The sequence below is a fragment of the Pseudomonas sp. FP597 genome, assembly GCF_030687435.1.
Lineage (GTDB): Bacteria > Pseudomonadota > Gammaproteobacteria > Pseudomonadales > Pseudomonadaceae > Aquipseudomonas > Aquipseudomonas lactucae.
In genome coordinates, this window is sequence record NZ_CP117432.1 from 6,028,709 (window position 1) to 6,045,011 (window position 16,303).

Annotated in this window: 11 protein-coding genes and 1 pseudogene; 11 read left to right on the forward strand and 1 reads right to left on the reverse strand. The window is 62.2% G+C overall.

Features of this window, described 5'->3' with window-relative positions; translation table 11 throughout:
• Window positions 1-328: 328 nt before the first annotated feature.
• The 10 genes and pseudogenes from betI to yccS all read left to right on the forward strand — a co-directional run bounded on the left by betI (window position 329) and on the right by yccS (window position 14,930).
• Window positions 329-922, forward strand: coding sequence for a transcriptional regulator BetI (betI, locus tag PSH66_RS27670; RefSeq protein ID WP_003176593.1), 594 nt, complete (start codon window positions 329-331; stop codon window positions 920-922).
• A gap of 60 nt (window positions 923-982) precedes the next feature.
• Window positions 983-2,455, forward strand: a complete 1,473-nt coding sequence (gene betB, locus PSH66_RS27675; protein ID WP_003176594.1) for a betaine-aldehyde dehydrogenase — start codon at window positions 983-985, stop codon at window positions 2,453-2,455.
• Window positions 2,456-2,591: 136 nt separating this feature from the next.
• Entirely contained in the window at window positions 2,592-4,286 is a 1,695-nt protein-coding gene (gene betA, locus PSH66_RS27680; protein WP_305428011.1) for a choline dehydrogenase, read from the forward strand.
• Between the two features lie 205 nt (window positions 4,287-4,491).
• A complete protein-coding gene (locus PSH66_RS27685; protein ID WP_305428012.1) occupies window positions 4,492-5,934 on the forward strand; it encodes a TldD/PmbA family protein in 1,443 nt (480 codons plus the stop codon).
• A complete protein-coding gene (locus tag PSH66_RS27690) occupies window positions 5,934-7,250 on the forward strand; it encodes a TldD/PmbA family protein (protein WP_305428013.1) in 1,317 nt (438 codons plus the stop codon). Before PSH66_RS27685 ends, PSH66_RS27690 begins: the two co-directional genes overlap by 1 nt.
• A gap of 206 nt (window positions 7,251-7,456) precedes the next feature.
• The gene (locus PSH66_RS27695; protein WP_305428014.1) at window positions 7,457-8,347 is read left to right on the forward strand and encodes an alpha/beta fold hydrolase; all 891 of its coding nucleotides are present in this window, start codon (window positions 7,457-7,459) and stop codon (window positions 8,345-8,347) included.
• Between the two features lie 36 nt (window positions 8,348-8,383).
• Window positions 8,384-9,811 (forward strand): multidrug transporter subunit MdtD, encoded by a 1,428-nt coding sequence (gene mdtD / locus PSH66_RS27700; protein ID WP_305428015.1) that lies wholly within the window; start codon window positions 8,384-8,386, stop codon window positions 9,809-9,811.
• A 130-nt stretch (window positions 9,812-9,941) separates the two neighbouring features.
• Window positions 9,942-11,279, forward strand: coding sequence for an ATP-dependent RNA helicase DbpA (gene dbpA / locus PSH66_RS27705; RefSeq protein ID WP_305429660.1), 1,338 nt, complete (start codon window positions 9,942-9,944; stop codon window positions 11,277-11,279).
• A 96-nt stretch (window positions 11,280-11,375) separates the two neighbouring features.
• On the forward strand, window positions 11,376-12,554 hold the full coding sequence (locus PSH66_RS27710; RefSeq protein ID WP_042945382.1) for an NAD(P)/FAD-dependent oxidoreductase: 1,179 nt from the start codon (window positions 11,376-11,378) through the stop codon (window positions 12,552-12,554).
• 131 nt (window positions 12,555-12,685) lie between these two features.
• Window positions 12,686-14,930, forward strand: a pseudogene (yccS, locus tag PSH66_RS27715) (YccS family putative transporter).
• On the opposite strand, the gene PSH66_RS27720 reads toward yccS, so the two are convergent.
• Window positions 14,897-15,634 carry an ABC transporter substrate-binding protein gene (locus PSH66_RS27720; RefSeq protein ID WP_305428016.1) on the reverse strand — a complete coding sequence of 246 codons (738 nt, stop codon included), beginning with the start codon at window positions 15,632-15,634 and terminating at the stop codon, window positions 14,897-14,899. The pseudogene yccS and the gene PSH66_RS27720 sit on opposite strands and share 34 nt — an antisense overlap.
• Window positions 15,635-15,835: 201 nt before the next feature.
• Between PSH66_RS27720 and PSH66_RS27725 the strand changes: the two genes are divergently transcribed.
• Entirely contained in the window at window positions 15,836-16,288 is a 453-nt protein-coding gene (locus PSH66_RS27725) for a GNAT family N-acetyltransferase (protein WP_003176607.1), read from the forward strand.
• Window positions 16,289-16,303 lie beyond the last annotated feature (15 nt).

The window sequence follows — 16,303 nt, forward strand, 5'->3', positions numbered from 1 at the left end:
GAACTCATGGCGCAGATGCTCCGGGCAGTGCGAGAGAGAAACACAAGGCAACGGTTATCCCGCGCCATCGATTTTTCGGCAGTCGACGGACGGGTGTTATAAAGACAGCCCGAAAATCCCTCCCCCTCGCCGAAGCGGTAGATGGGGCGTTTGCGGGGTTTTCCAGGTGTCAGGTGTCGCTGTCTTTCAAGTAGGAATACCTGCCAGCAGCGACGATTTGTCGCAGAGCTTATTCTTTGTTGATTGAACGTTCAATCAAAACAAAATAGACTGGCCTTCAAGCCGATGGACGTGATCGCCCGTCGGCAGGCCTAAGGAGAGGTGCTACATGCCCAAGGTCGGTATGCAACCCATACGCCGTCAGCAATTGATCGAAGCCACGATGACGGCCATCGATCAGGTCGGAATGGGCGATGCCAGCATTGCGTTGATCGCCCGTTTGGCAGGCGTCTCGAACGGCATCATCAGTCACTACTTTCGGGACAAGAACGGCCTGATCGCAGCGACGATGCAATATTTGATGAGCGTGCTGATGGAGAACATCCACGCCCGTCGACAAGCGTTGAAGGACGACAGCCCACGCGCCCACCTTCAGGTGATCGTCGCCGGCAACTTCGACGCCAGCCAGGTCAATGGCCCGGCAATGAAAACCTGGCTGGCCTTCTGGGCCTCCAGCATGCACCACCCGTCTTTGCACAGGTTGCAGCGGATCAACGATCAGCGTCTGTATTCCAACCTGTGCTGCCAGTTCCGCCGCACGCTGCCGTTGCCCGAGGCACGCAGCGCAGCCCGAGGGCTGGCGGCCCTGATCGACGGTTTGTGGTTGCGCGGTGCCCTGTCGGGAGACGCTTTCGACACGGAGCAGGCGCAACGCATTGCTCACGAATACATGGATTTCCAATTGGCCAAGCAGGTGAGTTAGAGGCATATAACCGCTCAACTCCCGCACCGCGCCAACCACTTATGCACTTGCGAGGACTTTATGGCCCGTTTCGAACTGCAAAAACTCTACATTGACGGCGGCTACAGCGATGCTGGCAGCGACGCCACCTTCGAAGCCATCAACCCGGCTAACGGTGAAGTTCTCGCCCAAGTGCAACGCGCAACGAAAGACGACGTTGAACGTGCCGTGGTCAGCGCCGAAAAAGGCCAGAAAATCTGGGCCGCCATGACCGCCATGGAACGTTCGCGCATCCTGCGTCGTGCCGTCGACATCCTGCGCGAGCGCAACGATGAACTGGCCGCCCTGGAAACCCTGGACACCGGCAAGGCCTTTTCCGAAACCAAGTACGTCGACATCGTCACGGGCGCCGACGTGCTGGAATACTACGCAGGCCTGGTGCCGGCCATCGAAGGCGAACAGATCCCGCTGCGCGAGACCTCATTCGTCTACACCCGTCGCGAGCCACTGGGCGTGGTCGCCGGCATCGGCGCGTGGAACTACCCGATCCAGATCGCCCTGTGGAAATCCGCACCGGCCCTGGCCGCCGGCAACGCAATGATCTTCAAGCCCAGCGAAGTCACCTCGCTGACCACCTTGAAACTGGCCGAGATCTACACCGAAGCCGGCGTTCCGGCAGGCGTGTTCAACGTATTGACCGGCAGTGGCCGTGAAGTCGGCACCTGGCTGACCGAGCACCCGCGCATCGAGAAAGTCTCGTTCACCGGCGGCACCGACACCGGCAAGAAAGTCATGGCCAGCGCGTCGAGTTCGTCGCTCAAGGACGTGACCATGGAACTGGGCGGCAAGTCGCCGCTGATCATCTTTGACGACGCCGACCTCGACCGCGCCGCCGATACCGCGATGATGGCCAACTTCTACAGCTCCGGCCAGGTCTGCACCAACGGCACCCGCGTGTTCGTGCCCAAGCACCTGCAAGCGGCGTTCGAAGCCAAGATCGTCGAGCGTGTCGCGCGCATTCGTGTCGGTAACCCGGAAGACGAAAACACCAACTTCGGCCCGCTGGTCAGCTTCGCCCACATGGAAAGCGTGCTGGGCTACATCGCCAAAGGCAAAGAGCAAGGCGCCCGCCTGCTGTGCGGCGGCGACCGCCTGACCGAGGGCGACTTCGCCAAAGGCGCGTTCGTGGCACCGACCGTGTTCACCGACTGCACCGACGACATGGTGATCGTGCGTGAAGAAATCTTCGGCCCGGTGATGAGCATCCTCACCTATGAAACCGAAGAGGAAGTGATCCGCCGCGCCAACGACACCGACTTCGGCCTGGCCGCCGGTCTGGTCACCAAAGACCTGAACCGCGCCCACCGCGTGATTCATCAGCTGGAAGCAGGTATCTGCTGGATCAACGCCTGGGGCGAGTCCGACGCGAAGATGCCGGTCGGTGGCTACAAGCAGTCGGGCGTGGGCCGTGAGAACGGGATCAGCTCGCTGAACAACTTCACTCGCATCAAATCGGTACAGGTTGAGCTGGGCGATTACGCCTCGGTGTTCTAAGACCCGAGTCCTGTATTGCCTTTGAGGCCGCCATCGGGGGCAAGCCCCCTCCCACAGGGAAACGCATTCCAAATGTGGGAGGGGGCTCGCCCCCGATGAGGCCCCTTGCTGACCACACTCCAAAGAGGGCGCATTTATGTCCCAAGAATACGACTACATCATTGTGGGTGCCGGCTCCGCCGGTAACACCCTGGCGACCCGTCTGACCGAAGACGAAGGCGTCACCGTCCTGCTGCTGGAAGCCGGCGGTCCGGACTACCGTCTCGATTTCCGTACCCAAATGCCCGCCGCGCTGGCGTTCCCGCTGCAAGGCCGTCGCTACAACTGGGCCTACGAAACCGATCCGGAGCCGCACATGGACGGCCGCCGGATGGAATGCGGTCGCGGCAAGGGCCTGGGTGGCTCTTCCCTGATCAACGGCATGTGCTACATCCGTGGCAACGCCATGGACTACGACAACTGGGCGAAGCTGCCAGGCCTGGAAAACTGGACCTACCTCGACTGCCTGCCGTATTTCCGCAAGGCCGAAACCCGCGACATCGGCCCCAACGACTGGCACGGCGGCGATGGCCCGGTCAGCGTGACCACGCCGAAGGCGGGCAACAACCCGTTGTTCCACGCCATGGTCGAAGCTGGCGTACAGGCCGGTTACCCGCGTACCGAAGACTTGAACGGCTACCAGCAGGAAGGTTTCGGCCCGATGGACCGTACCGTCACGCCCAACGGCCGTCGCGCCAGCACCGCGCGCGGTTACCTGGACACGGCCAAGAAGCGTTCCACGCTGACCATCGTCACCCATGCACTCACCGACAAAGTGTTGTTCGAAGGCAAACGTGCGGTGGGCGTGCGTTACCTGATCGGCGCCGCCGAAGAGCGCGTTGAAGCGCGTGCACGCAAGGAAGTACTGGTGTGCAGCGGTGCTATCGCTTCGCCGCAACTGCTGCAACGTTCCGGCGTCGGTCCGGCCAAGCTGCTGGAAAGTCTCGACATCCCGGTGGTCCACGACCTGCCCGGCGTCGGCGAAAACCTGCAGGACCACCTCGAGCTGTACCTGCAATACGCCTGCACCCAGCCGGTGTCGCTGTACCCGTCGCTGCTCTGGTACAACCAACCGGCCATCGGGGCCGAATGGCTGTTCAACGGCACCGGTATCGGCGCCAGCAACCAGTTCGAAGCAGGTGGGTTTATCCGTACCCGTGAAGAGTTCGAATGGCCGAACATCCAGTACCACTTCCTGCCGGTGGCGATTAACTACAACGGCAGCAACGGTGTGAAAGAACACGGTTTCCAGGCGCACATGGGCTCCATGCGTTCGCCGAGCCGTGGCCGTATCCAGCTGAAGTCGAAGAACCCACGGGACTACCCGAGCATCCTCTTCAACTACATGGCCACCGAACAGGACTGGCAGGAATTTCGCGACGGCATCCGCCTGACCCGTGAAATCATGCAGCAACCGGCGCTGGACCCGTACCGTGGCCGCGAAATCAGCCCAGGTATCGAGGTGCAAACCGACGAGCAACTGGACACGTTCATCCGCGAGCACGCCGAGACTGCGTTCCACCCTTCGTGCTCGTGCAAGATGGGCACCGACGAGATGGCCGTGGTGGATGGCGAAGGTCGCGTGCATGGCATGCAGGGCCTGCGTGTGGTCGATGCGTCGATCATGCCGATCATCACCACCGGCAACCTGAACGCGCCGACGATCATGATCGCCGAGAAAATCGCCGACAAGATCCGTGGTCGCCAGCCACTGCCGCGCAGCACCGCCGACTACTACGTGGCGGGCGATGCGCCGGTGCGGGGCAAGCCGTTGCGTGAGATTACGCAGTAACTGAAACACCGCGGCGCCCCAATCGGGAGCAAGCCCCCTGCCACATTTTGACCGTGTGAACCCGATCAAGTGTGGGAGGGGGCTTGCCCCCGATAGGGCCCGACCAGACACTGCAAACCTTGCCTCTACACTTTCCTTGATCAGCCCCCAGCCCAGGCCTACTCTGTTTGCCTGCCCGCGCTGAGCCGCCCACAAGGAAGGCCCCATGTTCGACCACCACGCCACACTCAAAAAACACTTCAGTGCCCTGCGCACCGCCGCCGAATTTTTCTCCCTGCGTTACGTCCGCGAATCCGGCCACTACCTGTCGGTACGCAAGAACGTCGCCGAACCCCCGCACCTGAGCCACGACGAAGGCGCCATGCTCACCGTGCGCCTCAATGGGGTGGAAGCCTACGCCGCGACCAACGATATCTCGCTTGCCGGCCTGCAAGCCGCCCTTGAGCGCGCCGAACAGCAAGCCCGGCGCATCAAACCCCATGCGCTGCTCGACCTGCGCGAACAACCGGTGTCCAGCGACGTCGCCGACTACCTGTCGCCCGACCTCGACCAGCCCTTCCCCGCCTTGAGCGACTGCTACCAACTGCTGGGCGACGAGTCTGCCGCCGTGCCCAAGGACGAGCGCCTGGTGAGCTGGGACGTGAGCCTGGGCCTGACCCACGTCGAGCAGATCTACCTCAACACGGCCGGCGCGCAATTGCGTCAGGCCCAGCGTTTTATATTCCCCGGCGTCAACGTCACGGCCTTTGATGGCAGCGACAGCCAGACCCGTACCCTGGGCGGCACCAACTTCGGCCAGCAAGGCGGCTTTGACGTGATCAGCCGCTTCGGCCTGATCGGCGCGGTGCCACGGGTGGCCGATGAAGCCCTGCAACTGCTGCTGGCGCCGAACACGCCCCAGGGCCCACGCGACCTGCTGCTGATGCCCGATCAGATGATCCTGCAGATCCACGAATCCATCGGTCACCCGCTGGAACTGGACCGCATCCTCGGTGACGAGCGCAACTACGCCGGCACCAGTTTTGTGAAGCCCAGCGACTTCGGCCATTTGCAATACGGCTCCCCATTGCTCAACGTGACCTTCGACCCGGACATCCCCGAACAGCTCGCCAGCTATAGCCATGACGACGATGGCACCCGCGCCAGCAAGCAATTCCTGATCCGCGAGGGGCTGTTGCTCAAGCCGCTGGGTGGGGCGTTGTCGCAATTTCGTTCCGGCATGAGCGGCGTGGCCAACAGCCGCGCGAGCAGTTGGAACCGCCCGCCGATCGACCGCATGGCCAACCTGAATATCGAGGCCGGCGACAAGAGCCTGGCACAACTGGTGGGTGGCATCGAAAGCGGCATCCTGATGTCGACCAACCGTTCGTGGTCCATTGATGACGCGCGCAACAAGTTTCAGTTCGGCTGCGAATGGGGGCAGTTGATCGAAAACGGCGAACTCAAGGGCGTGGTGAAGAACCCCAACTACCGGGCCATTTCCGCGCAGTTCTGGCGCAAGCTCAGCGCCGTGGGCGACGCCAGCACCTTCAAGGTGTTGGGCACGCCGAACTGCGGCAAGGGCGAACCCAACCAGGTGATCCGCGTCGGCCATGCGTCGCCGGCCTGTGTGTTCAGCAATGTCGACGTATTCGGGGGAGATGCCTGATGAATGATTTCAAGGCACTGGTGCAATGGCTCAAACAGGCCATCACCGACAAGGAACAATTTCACCTCGGCTATGCGGCGGAAGCCTCCGAGTTCGTGCGCTTCAACCACGCCAAGGTACGCCAGGCCGGGCAAGTGCAGCAGGCCAGCCTCAACCTTAAACTGATCAACGGCGGCCGGCATGCCGACCTCGGCATTACCCTGGCCGGCGAGCCCGAACTGGACCGTCAGCGCCTCGCCGATGGCCTGCGGCAACTGCGCGAAACCTTGCCGTTGTTGCCGCAGGACCCGTACCTGTTGCTCAACCACAACGCCTGGCAAAGCAACAATGAGCAGGCGCGGCCGCTGCCCGAACTGGCGCGGGTGCTGGAAGACATCAGCCAGGCCGCCGACGGCGTCGACTTGGTAGGCATCTACGCCGCCGGTCCGATCAGCCGTGGCTTCGCCAGTTCGGACGGCGCATTCGGCTGGCACCGGGCCAATAGCTTCAACTTCGATTTCAGCCTGTTCCATGCCAATGGCGAAGCCGTCAAAGCCAGCTACGCCGGGCACACCTGGGACAGCGCCGAGTTCACCGCGCGCTTGCAGCAGGCGCGCGAGCAATTGGCGTTCCTCGACCGCCCGTTACACCCGTTGCCGCCCGGACAGTACCGCGCCTACCTGGCGCCGGCCGCGCTGGAAGAAATCATCAGCATCATCACTTGGGGCGGGTTCTCGGCCCAGGCAATCGCCAGCAAAGGCAGTTCGCTGCAACGGCTGTACGCCGGCGAGCAGCAGCTGAACCCGTTGGTGACGGTGAACGAACAGGTCAGCGGCTCCCTGAGCCAGGCGTTCTCCACCGAGGGCTACCCGCGCAGCGACGTGACCCTGATCAACGCTGGCAAGGCCGACGGCCAACTGGTCAATTCGCGCAGCGCCGCCGAATACGGCCTGAGCGCCAACGGCGCCAGCCGCGATGAAGCCCCCAGCGCCTTGCAGATGGCGGCGGGCAGCCTGGCCCAGGCCGATATCCTCAAGCAGCTGGGCACCGGGCTGTACATCAGCAACCTGTGGTATCTCAACTATTCCGACCTGCCGGCGGCGCGCCTGACCGGCATGACGCGTTTTGCCACGTTCTGGGTGGAAGACGGCGAGATCAAGGCGCCGGTCAGCACCATGCGTTTTGATGACAGCGTCTACAACCTGCTCGGTTCGCAGTTGGAAGCGCTGACGGCTGAACGCGAGCTGCTGCTGTCGGCCAGCACCTACGGGCAGCGCAATACGTCATCCAACCTGCTTCCCGGCGCCTTGATCAAGCGCCTGACCCTGACCCTCTAAGCACCAAAATCCCTGTGGGAGGGAGCAAGTCGAATCGTCGCACCGCCCCTCCCACATTGTCTTGTGCTGAATTCAAACCTCTCGGCTTCGGCCCTTCCTACAGTAAATTCTCTTCCTCCCAGCTTGCACGGGCAGCCTGTTGTCGCCCGCAAAAAACCCCGTTATAAGAGTTAATGGCATACCGCCACACCACAGGGAGTGCTGCGATGAACCATGGAAGTTTCGTCATACAAAAGCTGTTCAAACACTACAACGTCCATGTAGAGCAACTCGGCAACGACCCACACAAGAAGACCGTACTGATGGTCAACGGCGCGCTGTCGACCACGCGGTCCTTCGCCCGTACGAGCAAATGCCTGGCCGCGCATTTCAATGTGCTGCTGTTCGACTTGCCGTTCTCCGGATATTCGCGCGAACACAACACCGACCTGGACCTGGTGACCAAGGACGATGAAGTACAGATGCTGCGCGCCCTGGTCGAGCGCTTTGAGGTCAACCACCTGGTATCGGCCTCCTGGGGCGGCATCTCGACGTTGCTGACCCTGGCGCATAACCCGCCCTCCATCGAAAGCTCGGTGGTCATGGCCCTGGCGCCCAACCTCAACCCGGCGATGCTCGACTATGTAGAGCGCGTGCGCGTGCTGATCGAGGCCGATGACAAATCCGCCGTCGGCCACTTGCTCAACGAGACCGTCGGCAAATACCTGTCGCCGCGCCTCAAGCGCAACAACCACCGCCACCTGTCGAGCATGGCCACCACCGAGTACCGCCAGGCGCGCTTTCATATCCATCAGGTGCTGGCCCTGGGCGATGGCAACTACCTGCCGGCACTGCGGCAGATTGAAACGCCAGTGCGTTTCCTCAACGGCGCCCTGGACGAATACACCCCGGCCGCCGACGCCCAATTGTTCAAGCAATACGTGGGACGCAGCAGCTTCACCGTGGCCGAACACACCGGCCATTTGCTGGATTTGGAGTCCCGCGAGGCCGCGTTGGCGGTGCACCGGGCGCTGTTGAATTTCCTCGTGGGCGAGCACGCAGCGCTGTCGGAGTTAGACGAACCGCCAGTGGGAAAAGGCGCGACGAATGGCGCATAATCGCTGACACATAGCCTGCTAACAAAAAGGGATCCCATGCCGAATCGCGCCCCTCTCGATGCCAAGACCGCCCGCTGGCTCCCCTGGGTGGTGGCAATTGCCTTCTTCATGCAGTCGCTGGATGGGACGATTCTGAACACGGCACTGCCGGCCATGGCCCGGGACCTGGCGGAAAACCCGCTGCGCATGCAAGGGGTGGTGATCGCCTACATGCTCACCGTCGCCTTGCTGATTCCGGCGTCGGGCTGGATCGCCGACCGCTTCGGCACCAAGAAAATCTTCTTTGGCGCGATCATGCTGTTCAGCATCGACTCCTTGCTGTGCGCCTTGTCCAGTAGCCTGACCATGCTGGTGGGGGCGCGGGTGGTGCAGGGCTTGGGCGGAGCGTTGATGTTGCCGGTGGGGCGGCTGGTGGTGTTGCGTGCCTACCCCCGCTCCGAACTGGTGCGGATCATGGGGTTCATCACCATCCCCGGCCTGCTCGGCCCGTTGCTCGGCCCGACCATGGGCGGCTGGATGGTGCAATACCTGACCTGGCACTGGATCTTCCTGATCAACCTGCCGGTGGGCATGATCGGCTGCTACGCCGTGTGGAAATTCATTCCCGATCTGCGCGGCAGCGAGCGCACACGCTTCGATGGCGCAGGCTTCCTGCTGTTTGGCGCGGCGATGGTGCTGATCACCATCGCCATGGAAGGTCTGGGTGAATTGCACCTGCCGCACTTGCGGGTGATGTTGCTGCTGTTCGGCGGGCTGGCGTGCCTGGCGGCGTATTGGCTGCGCGCCGGGCATATCGACCATGCGCTGTTCTCACCGGTGCTGTTCAAGACGCGCACCTTTGCGGTGGGCATCCTGGGCAACCTCTTCGCGCGGCTGGGCAGCGGTGCGCTGCCGTTCCTGGTGCCGCTGTTGTTGCAGGTGGCGCTGGGTTATTCGCCGTCGCAAGCCGGCATGAGCATGTTGCCCCTGGCAGCGGCGGCGATGTTTGCCAAGTCCATCGCCCGGCCGCTGATTGAGCGCCTGGGTTACCGCGTGGTGCTGACCGGCAACACCCTGGCGCTGGGGATCATGCTGGCCAGCATGGGCCTGGTCACGGAGCACACGCCCTACCCATTGCTGCTGGGCATGCTGGCGGTACTGGGGGCAATCAACTCGCTGCAATTTACCGCGATGAACACCGTCACCCTGATCGACCTCGACGACGCTCAGGCCAGCAGCGGCAACAGTTTGCTGTCGGTGGTGGCGCAACTGTCCCTGAGCCTCGGCGTGGCCTGCGCCGGTGCGTTGCTCGGCGGGTTTACCGCGGAGTCCGGCAATGACGGCGTGGAAAGCGTGCTCGGCGCGTTCCAGTTGACGTTCCTCACCGTCGGCATCATGGCGATGCTGGCAGCGGCGATCTTCCTGCAATTGTCGCCAAAAGACGGCAAACGCGTGGTCAGCCGCGAACACGATATCGAGCACTAGCGGGCGTCTCGTCGAGAACTTGCAGGGAAAATCCCACGGGACTGCTACACTGCGCGACATTTTGTTTTGCAGAGCCAGTCCCGTGACTACCATCGCCACCGCTTTTAATACTTTGCCCCTGTCCGCCGCCATGCTGGCTAACCTCGACTCGCTGGGTTATGTCGAGATGACGCAGATCCAGGCGCAAAGCTTGCCGGTGATCCTCAAAGGGCTGGACCTGATTGCCCAGGCCAAGACCGGCAGCGGCAAGACCGCTGCGTTCGGTATCGGCCTGTTGAACCCGATCAACCCGCGCTACTTTGGCTGCCAGGCGCTGGTGATGTGCCCGACCCGCGAACTGGCCGACCAGGTCGCCAAGGAAATCCGTCGCCTGGCCCGCGCCGAAGACAATATCAAGGTGCTGACCCTGTGCGGCGGCGTGTCCCTCGGCCCGCAGATCGCCTCGCTGGAACACGGCGCCCACGTGATCGTCGGCACTCCGGGCCGTATTCAGCAACACCTGCGCAAGGGTTCGCTGGTTCTCGACGGCTTGAACACGCTGATCCTCGATGAAGCCGACCGCATGCTCGACATGGGCTTCTACGACGCCATCGAAGACATCATCAGCAAGACCCCGCCGCGTCGCCAGACCCTGCTGTTCTCGGCCACCTACCCGGTGAGCATCAAGCAACTGGCGTCGAAGTTCATGCGTGCGCCACAGCAGGTGAAGGCCGAAGCGTTCCACTCCGACGACCAGATCGAGCAGCGTTTCTACGAAATCTCGCCGGAAGAACGCATGGACGCCGTGACCAAGGTACTGGCGCACTTCCGCCCAGCTTCGTGCGTGGCGTTCTGCTTTACCAAGCAGCAAGTGCAGGAAACCGTGGACCACCTGACGGCCAAGGGCATCTGCGCCGTCGGCCTGCATGGCGACCTGGAACAGCGCGACCGTGACCAGGTGCTGGCGATGTTCGCCAACCGCAGCACCTCGGTGCTGGTGGCCACCGACGTTGCCGCCCGTGGCCTGGACATTGATGCGCTGGACATGGTGATCAACGTCGAACTGGCCCGCGACTCGGAAATCCACATCCACCGCGTGGGCCGTACCGGCCGCGCCGGCGAGACCGGCATCGCCATCAGCCTGGTGGCGCCGTCCGAAGCGCACCGCGCCCAGGCCATCGAGCAACTGCAGAAGTCGCCGCTGAACTGGGACCAACTGGACAACCTCAAGCCGCAAAGCGGTGGTCCGCTGTTGCCGCAGATGAGCACCCTGTGCATCGCCGCCGGGCGTAAAGACAAGGTTCGCCCAGGTGACATTCTTGGCGCCTTGACTGGCGAGGCCGGCATCCCGGGCGCCCAGGTCGGCAAGATCGCCATCTTTGATTTCCAGGCCTTCGTGGCCGTGGAGCGTGGCATCGCCAAGCAGGCGTTGCAGCGGTTGAATGACGGCAAGATCAAGGGCCGTTCGTTGCGCGTTCGCATCCTGTAAAAAATCTCCAACCTAATGGAGATCCAATGTGGGAGGGGCAAGCACCCTCCCACATTTGACTGTATTTCAAATCAGAATTTGTATGAGGACATTGCTGTGCGCTCGACCGAAGTTGTGATCATTGGCGCCGGCGCAGCAGGCTTGATGTGCGCGCTGACCGCTGCCGGGCGTGGGCGCAAAGTGATGTTGATCGACCATGCGAACAAGGCCGGCAAAAAGATCCTGATGTCCGGCGGTGGCCGCTGCAACTTCACCAATATGTACACCGAGCCGGCCAACTTCCTCTCGCACAACGCGCACTTCTGCAAGTCCGCCCTGGCCCGCTACACCCAGTGGGATTTCATCGGGTTGGTGGCCAAGCACGGCGTGCCGTACCACGAGAAGAAGCTCGGCCAGCTGTTCTGCGATAACAAGTCCAGCGATATCCTCGGCATGTTGCTCGACGAGTGCATCCAGACCGGCGTGAGCCTGCACCTGGACACCTCCATCGAGGAAATCGCCAGGCTCGACAGCGGCTATCAGTTGCAGACCACCTTGGGTGAGTTGCGTTGTGAGTCACTGGTGATCGCCACCGGCGGCCTGTCGATCCCGACCCTGGGCGCGACCGGCTTTGGTTACCAGGTGGCCAAGCAGTTCGGTCACGCGTTGCTGCCGACCCGCGCAGGGTTGGTGCCGTTCACCATCACCGATCAGCTCAAGACGCTGTGCGGCGAGTTGTCGGGCACCTCCGTGGACTGCCTGGTCAGCTGCAACGACCAGAGCTTTCGCGAGAACATCCTGTTTACCCACCGTGGCCTCAGCGGGCCGGCGATTTTGCAGATTTCCTCTTACTGGGAACCCGGCGACACCGTAGAGATCAACCTGCTGCCCGACCACGACGCCCACACCTGGCTGCAACAGCAACAGGTCGAGCGCCCCAACAGCGAGCTGAAAACCTTGCTGGGTGAGATCTTCACCAAGAAAATGGCCAACCTGCTGGCGGACACCTGGTTCGCGTCCAAGCCGATGAAGCAATACACCCACGCCGAAATTGCCGATATCGCGCAAAAACTCGGGAACTGGCAACTGGTGCCGGCGGGCACCGAAGGCTATCGCACCGCTGAGGTGACGCTGGGTGGGGTGGATACGCGGGAAGTGTCGTCCAAGACCATGGAATCGCTGAAAAGCCCCGGGCTGTACTTTATCGGCGAAGTACTGGATGTGACCGGGCACCTGGGCGGGTTCAATTTCCAGTGGGCGTGGGCGTCGGGTTATGCCGCGGCACAATACGCCTGAAGCAAGCCCCTCCCACATTTTGATTTGCGGCGTACCCTGGAAATATTTGCGCTGGGATGTGCTCACCACCCTTGCCGTGGCGTCCTTGATAGCTCAATTTAGCGACAACGTCCCGGAAGACTCCCGACTTCATGTCATCGACCTCGTTCAAGCATTCCCTGCGGCGCCTGTGGGCGCTGGATAAATTCAGCTACAGCATTCGGGTATTCATCGCCCTGACCGGCAGCATGGCGCTGTGCTGGTACCAGGATGAAATGACCCTGCTGATCCCGCTGTTCCTGGGGATTATCGCCAGCGCCCTGGCCGAGACCGACGACAGCTGGCAAGGCCGCCTCAACGCTCTGGCGGTGACGCTGGTGTGTTTCAGCATCGCCGCGCTGTCGGTGGAGTTGCTGTTCCCCTACCCCTGGATTTTCGCCATCTCCCTGGCCCTGGCGACGTTCGGCCTGACCATGCTCGGCGCGCTGGGTGAACGTTATGGGGCGATTGCATCGGCCACGCTGATTCTGTCGGTGTACACCATGATCGGTGTGGACCAGCGCGGTGGCGCGGTGAATGATTTCTGGCACGAGCCACTGCTGCTGGTGGCCGGTGCGGCCTGGTACGGGGCGCTGTCGGTGCTGTGGCAGGCGCTGTTTTCCAACCAGCCGGTGCAGCAGAGCCTGGCGCGTTTGTTTCGCGAGTTGGGGCGTTACCTCAAGCTCAAGTCGTCGTTGTTCGAACCGATCCGCCAGCTGGATGTGGAAGCGCGCCGCCTGGAACTGGCCCAGCAAAACGGCCGGGTGGTGGCGGCGCTGAATGCCGCGAAGGAGATCATCCTGCACCGCGTGGGCAATGGCCGACCAGGCTCGAAAGTCAGCCGCTACCTCAAGCTGTATTTCCTGGCCCAGGACATCCACGAACGCGCCAGTTCATCCCATTATCCCTACAACGCCCTGGCCGAGGCGTTCTTCCACAGCGATGTGCTGTTCCGCTGCCAGCGTCTGCTGCGCCAGCAAGGCAAGGCCTGCCAAGCGCTGGCCGAGTCGATCCAGCTGCGCCAGCCGTTTATCTATGACGACGGCTTCGCCGAGGCCCTCAGCGACCTGAACGCCTCCCTGGAACACCTGCGCATCCAGAGCAACCCGGCCTGGCGCGGACTGCTGCGCTCGCTGCGGGCGCTGGCGGCCAACTTGTCGACGCTTGACCGCCTGCTCGGCGACGCCAGCAACCCCGACGCCCTGGCCGACGCCACCGACAGCAACCTGCTGGACCGCGCACCGCGCAACCTCAGGGAAATGTGGACACGCCTGCGCACACAACTGACGCCGACCTCGCTGCTGTTCCGCCACGCCCTGCGCCTGTCCCTGGCGCTGAGCATCGGCTACGGCACCTTGCATGTCATCCACGCGTCTCAGGGTTACTGGATCATCCTCACCACCCTGTTTGTGTGCCAGCCCAACTACGGCGCCACGCGGCGCAAACTCGGGCAGCGGATCATCGGCACCGCCATCGGCCTTACCGTGGCCTGGGCGCTGTTCGACCTGTTCCCCAGCCCCTTGGTGCAATCGATGTTCGCCATCGCCGCGGGCCTGGTGTTCTTTATCAACCGCACCACCCGCTACACCCTGGCCACCGCGGCCATTACCTTGATGGTGCTGTTCTGCTTCAACCAGGTGGGCGATGGCTACGGGTTGTTTTTGCCGCGCTTGCTCGACACCTTGCTCGGCAGCCTGATCGCCGGCCTGGCGGTGTTCCTGTTCCTGCCCGACTGGCAAGGCCGACGCCTGAACAAAGTGCTGGCCAATACCCTGACCTGCAACAGCATCTACCTGCGCCAGATCATGCAGCAATACGCCGTCGGTAAAAGCGACGACCTGGCCTACCGTCTGGCCCGCCGCAACGCGCACAACGCCGACGCAGCGCTGTCCACCACCCTGGCCAATATGCTGATGGAACCGGGGCATTTTCGTAAGGAAGCGGATGTGGGTTTCCGCTTCCTGGTGCTGTCCCACACTTTGCTCAGCTATTTGTCGGGGCTCGGCGCCCACCGCGATACGCAATTGCCGGCCGAGGTCCGCGAGCACTTGATCGACGGCGCCGGGAAGACGCTGGCGACGAGCATCGATGAAATCGCCACAGGCCTGGCCAACAAGCAACCGATAGCGATCCAGAGCGACGCTGAGGAAGCGCTCGCGGCGGACCTGGAGCAGATGCCGGATGAGATTGATGAGGGCCAGCGACTGGTGCAGACGCAGTTGGCGTTGATTTGTCGGCAGTTAGGGCCGCTGCGAACATTGGCGGCGCACCTGATCAAGGACACCAGCGCGGCGTAGGCCGCTATCGGGGGGCCCGCGAGAACACTACATCCCATGCAGCTTCATCAACCGCGCATAACTGCCATCGGCCTTCATCCTGGCAATCTCCCGATCAAAGCCCGCGACGATCTGCGCATGCTCAGGGTGCTTGAGGCTGACCAGGATATGCAGGCTGTTTTCACTCAACGGCGTGGGCAAAAACTCCACCGCATTGCGCACCCGTGCCGATTCGCGTGACAGGTAGTAACGCGCCACGTACTCATCCTCCACCGTCAGCCGCACCCGCTGCGCCGCCAGCATGCGCACGGCCATGGCGAAGTTATGCACAGGGACCTTTTGCAACTGCGCATCTGCCTCGAATGGAGGCGAATATGCATAGCCGCGCACCACGGCTATCGGGTAGTCGTGCAGCTGTTCAAGGTTCTGGTACTCGATGGGGTCGTCACGGCGCTTGATAAAGCGCACGCGGTTGACCAGGTACTCGTTGGAGAACTGCCCCAAATGCGTGCGGGCCTCGTCGTACCAGGCGTTGATCAGCACGTCATAGCGCCCGTCGCCCACCCCCATCAGCGCGCGCGCCCAAGGCACCTGCTCGAAATCACTGGCATAGCCGGCACGAGCCAGAGCCGTACGGACGATGTCGGTAGCCAACCCGCCGTTGATCAGGGTGGAATCGGTAAAAGGCGGCCAGGCATCCGCGACCAGACGCAAACTCTGCGCAAATGCAGGCGTCGCCAGCAATAACACTCCAATCAAAGCAACGGCACGAAAGAATCGCGGCATGCTCAAAATCCTTGGCAGGCAGGCGGTGGCTCTGGCTCAGGCGAGACCTGAGGTCCTAACAGTAGCTCACATTACACAAAGAAACAGACGGCGCATGCACACGATGATGGCAAATTGACGTCACTCACAAAAATAGACGATTTAGACACACACGCACGTCGCGCTTACTATCCTGAACAGACGTTTCCACGAGAGTTCATCATGACGGTTGATTGGGTATGCAAACATCACACTGACTTGGGCAAGGAGCAGCTCTACGCGATCCTGCGTCTGCGCTGCGAGGTTTTCGTTGTCGAGCAGAAGTGCGTTTATCAGGACATCGACGGGCAGGACCTGGCGGGCGATACCCACCACCTGATGGCCTGGCAGGATGATCAGTTGGTGGCCTACCTGCGCCTGCTGGACCCGGACTCCCAGGGCGGTGACGTGGTGGTCGGCCGGGTGATCGTCGCGCCATCGGCACGCGGTACCGGCTTGGGGCACCAGATGATGGAAGAAACTCTACGGCAGATCGACGAGATTTGGCCCGAGACGCCGATTTTCCTGTCAGCCCAGGCGCATTTGCAGGGGTATTACGGGAAGTACGGGTTTGTGGTGGCGGGTGAGGAATACCTTGAGGATGATATTCCTCATATAGGTATGCGGCGCGCCTGAGGGGCTCATCGGGAG

Bases quoted from the DNA above. Each gene is read 5' to 3' on its own strand.
- betI (WP_003176593.1), top strand. From the start codon at position 329: ATGCCCAAGGTCGGTATGCAACCCATACGCCGTCAGCAATTGATCGAA.
- PSH66_RS27695 (WP_305428014.1), top strand. From the start codon at position 7,457: ATGAACCATGGAAGTTTCGTCATACAAAAGCTGTTCAAACACTACAAC.
- mdtD (WP_305428015.1), top strand. From the start codon at position 8,384: ATGCCGAATCGCGCCCCTCTCGATGCCAAGACCGCCCGCTGGCTCCCC.
- betB (WP_003176594.1), top strand. From the start codon at position 983: ATGGCCCGTTTCGAACTGCAAAAACTCTACATTGACGGCGGCTACAGC.
- betA (WP_305428011.1), top strand. From the start codon at position 2,592: ATGTCCCAAGAATACGACTACATCATTGTGGGTGCCGGCTCCGCCGGT.
- PSH66_RS27725 (WP_003176607.1), top strand. From the start codon at position 15,836: ATGACGGTTGATTGGGTATGCAAACATCACACTGACTTGGGCAAGGAG.
- PSH66_RS27685 (WP_305428012.1), top strand. From the start codon at position 4,492: ATGTTCGACCACCACGCCACACTCAAAAAACACTTCAGTGCCCTGCGC.
- PSH66_RS27720 (WP_305428016.1), bottom strand. From the start codon at position 15,634: ATGCCGCGATTCTTTCGTGCCGTTGCTTTGATTGGAGTGTTATTGCTG.
- PSH66_RS27690 (WP_305428013.1), top strand. From the start codon at position 5,934: ATGAATGATTTCAAGGCACTGGTGCAATGGCTCAAACAGGCCATCACC.
- dbpA (WP_305429660.1), top strand. From the start codon at position 9,942: ATGCTGGCTAACCTCGACTCGCTGGGTTATGTCGAGATGACGCAGATC.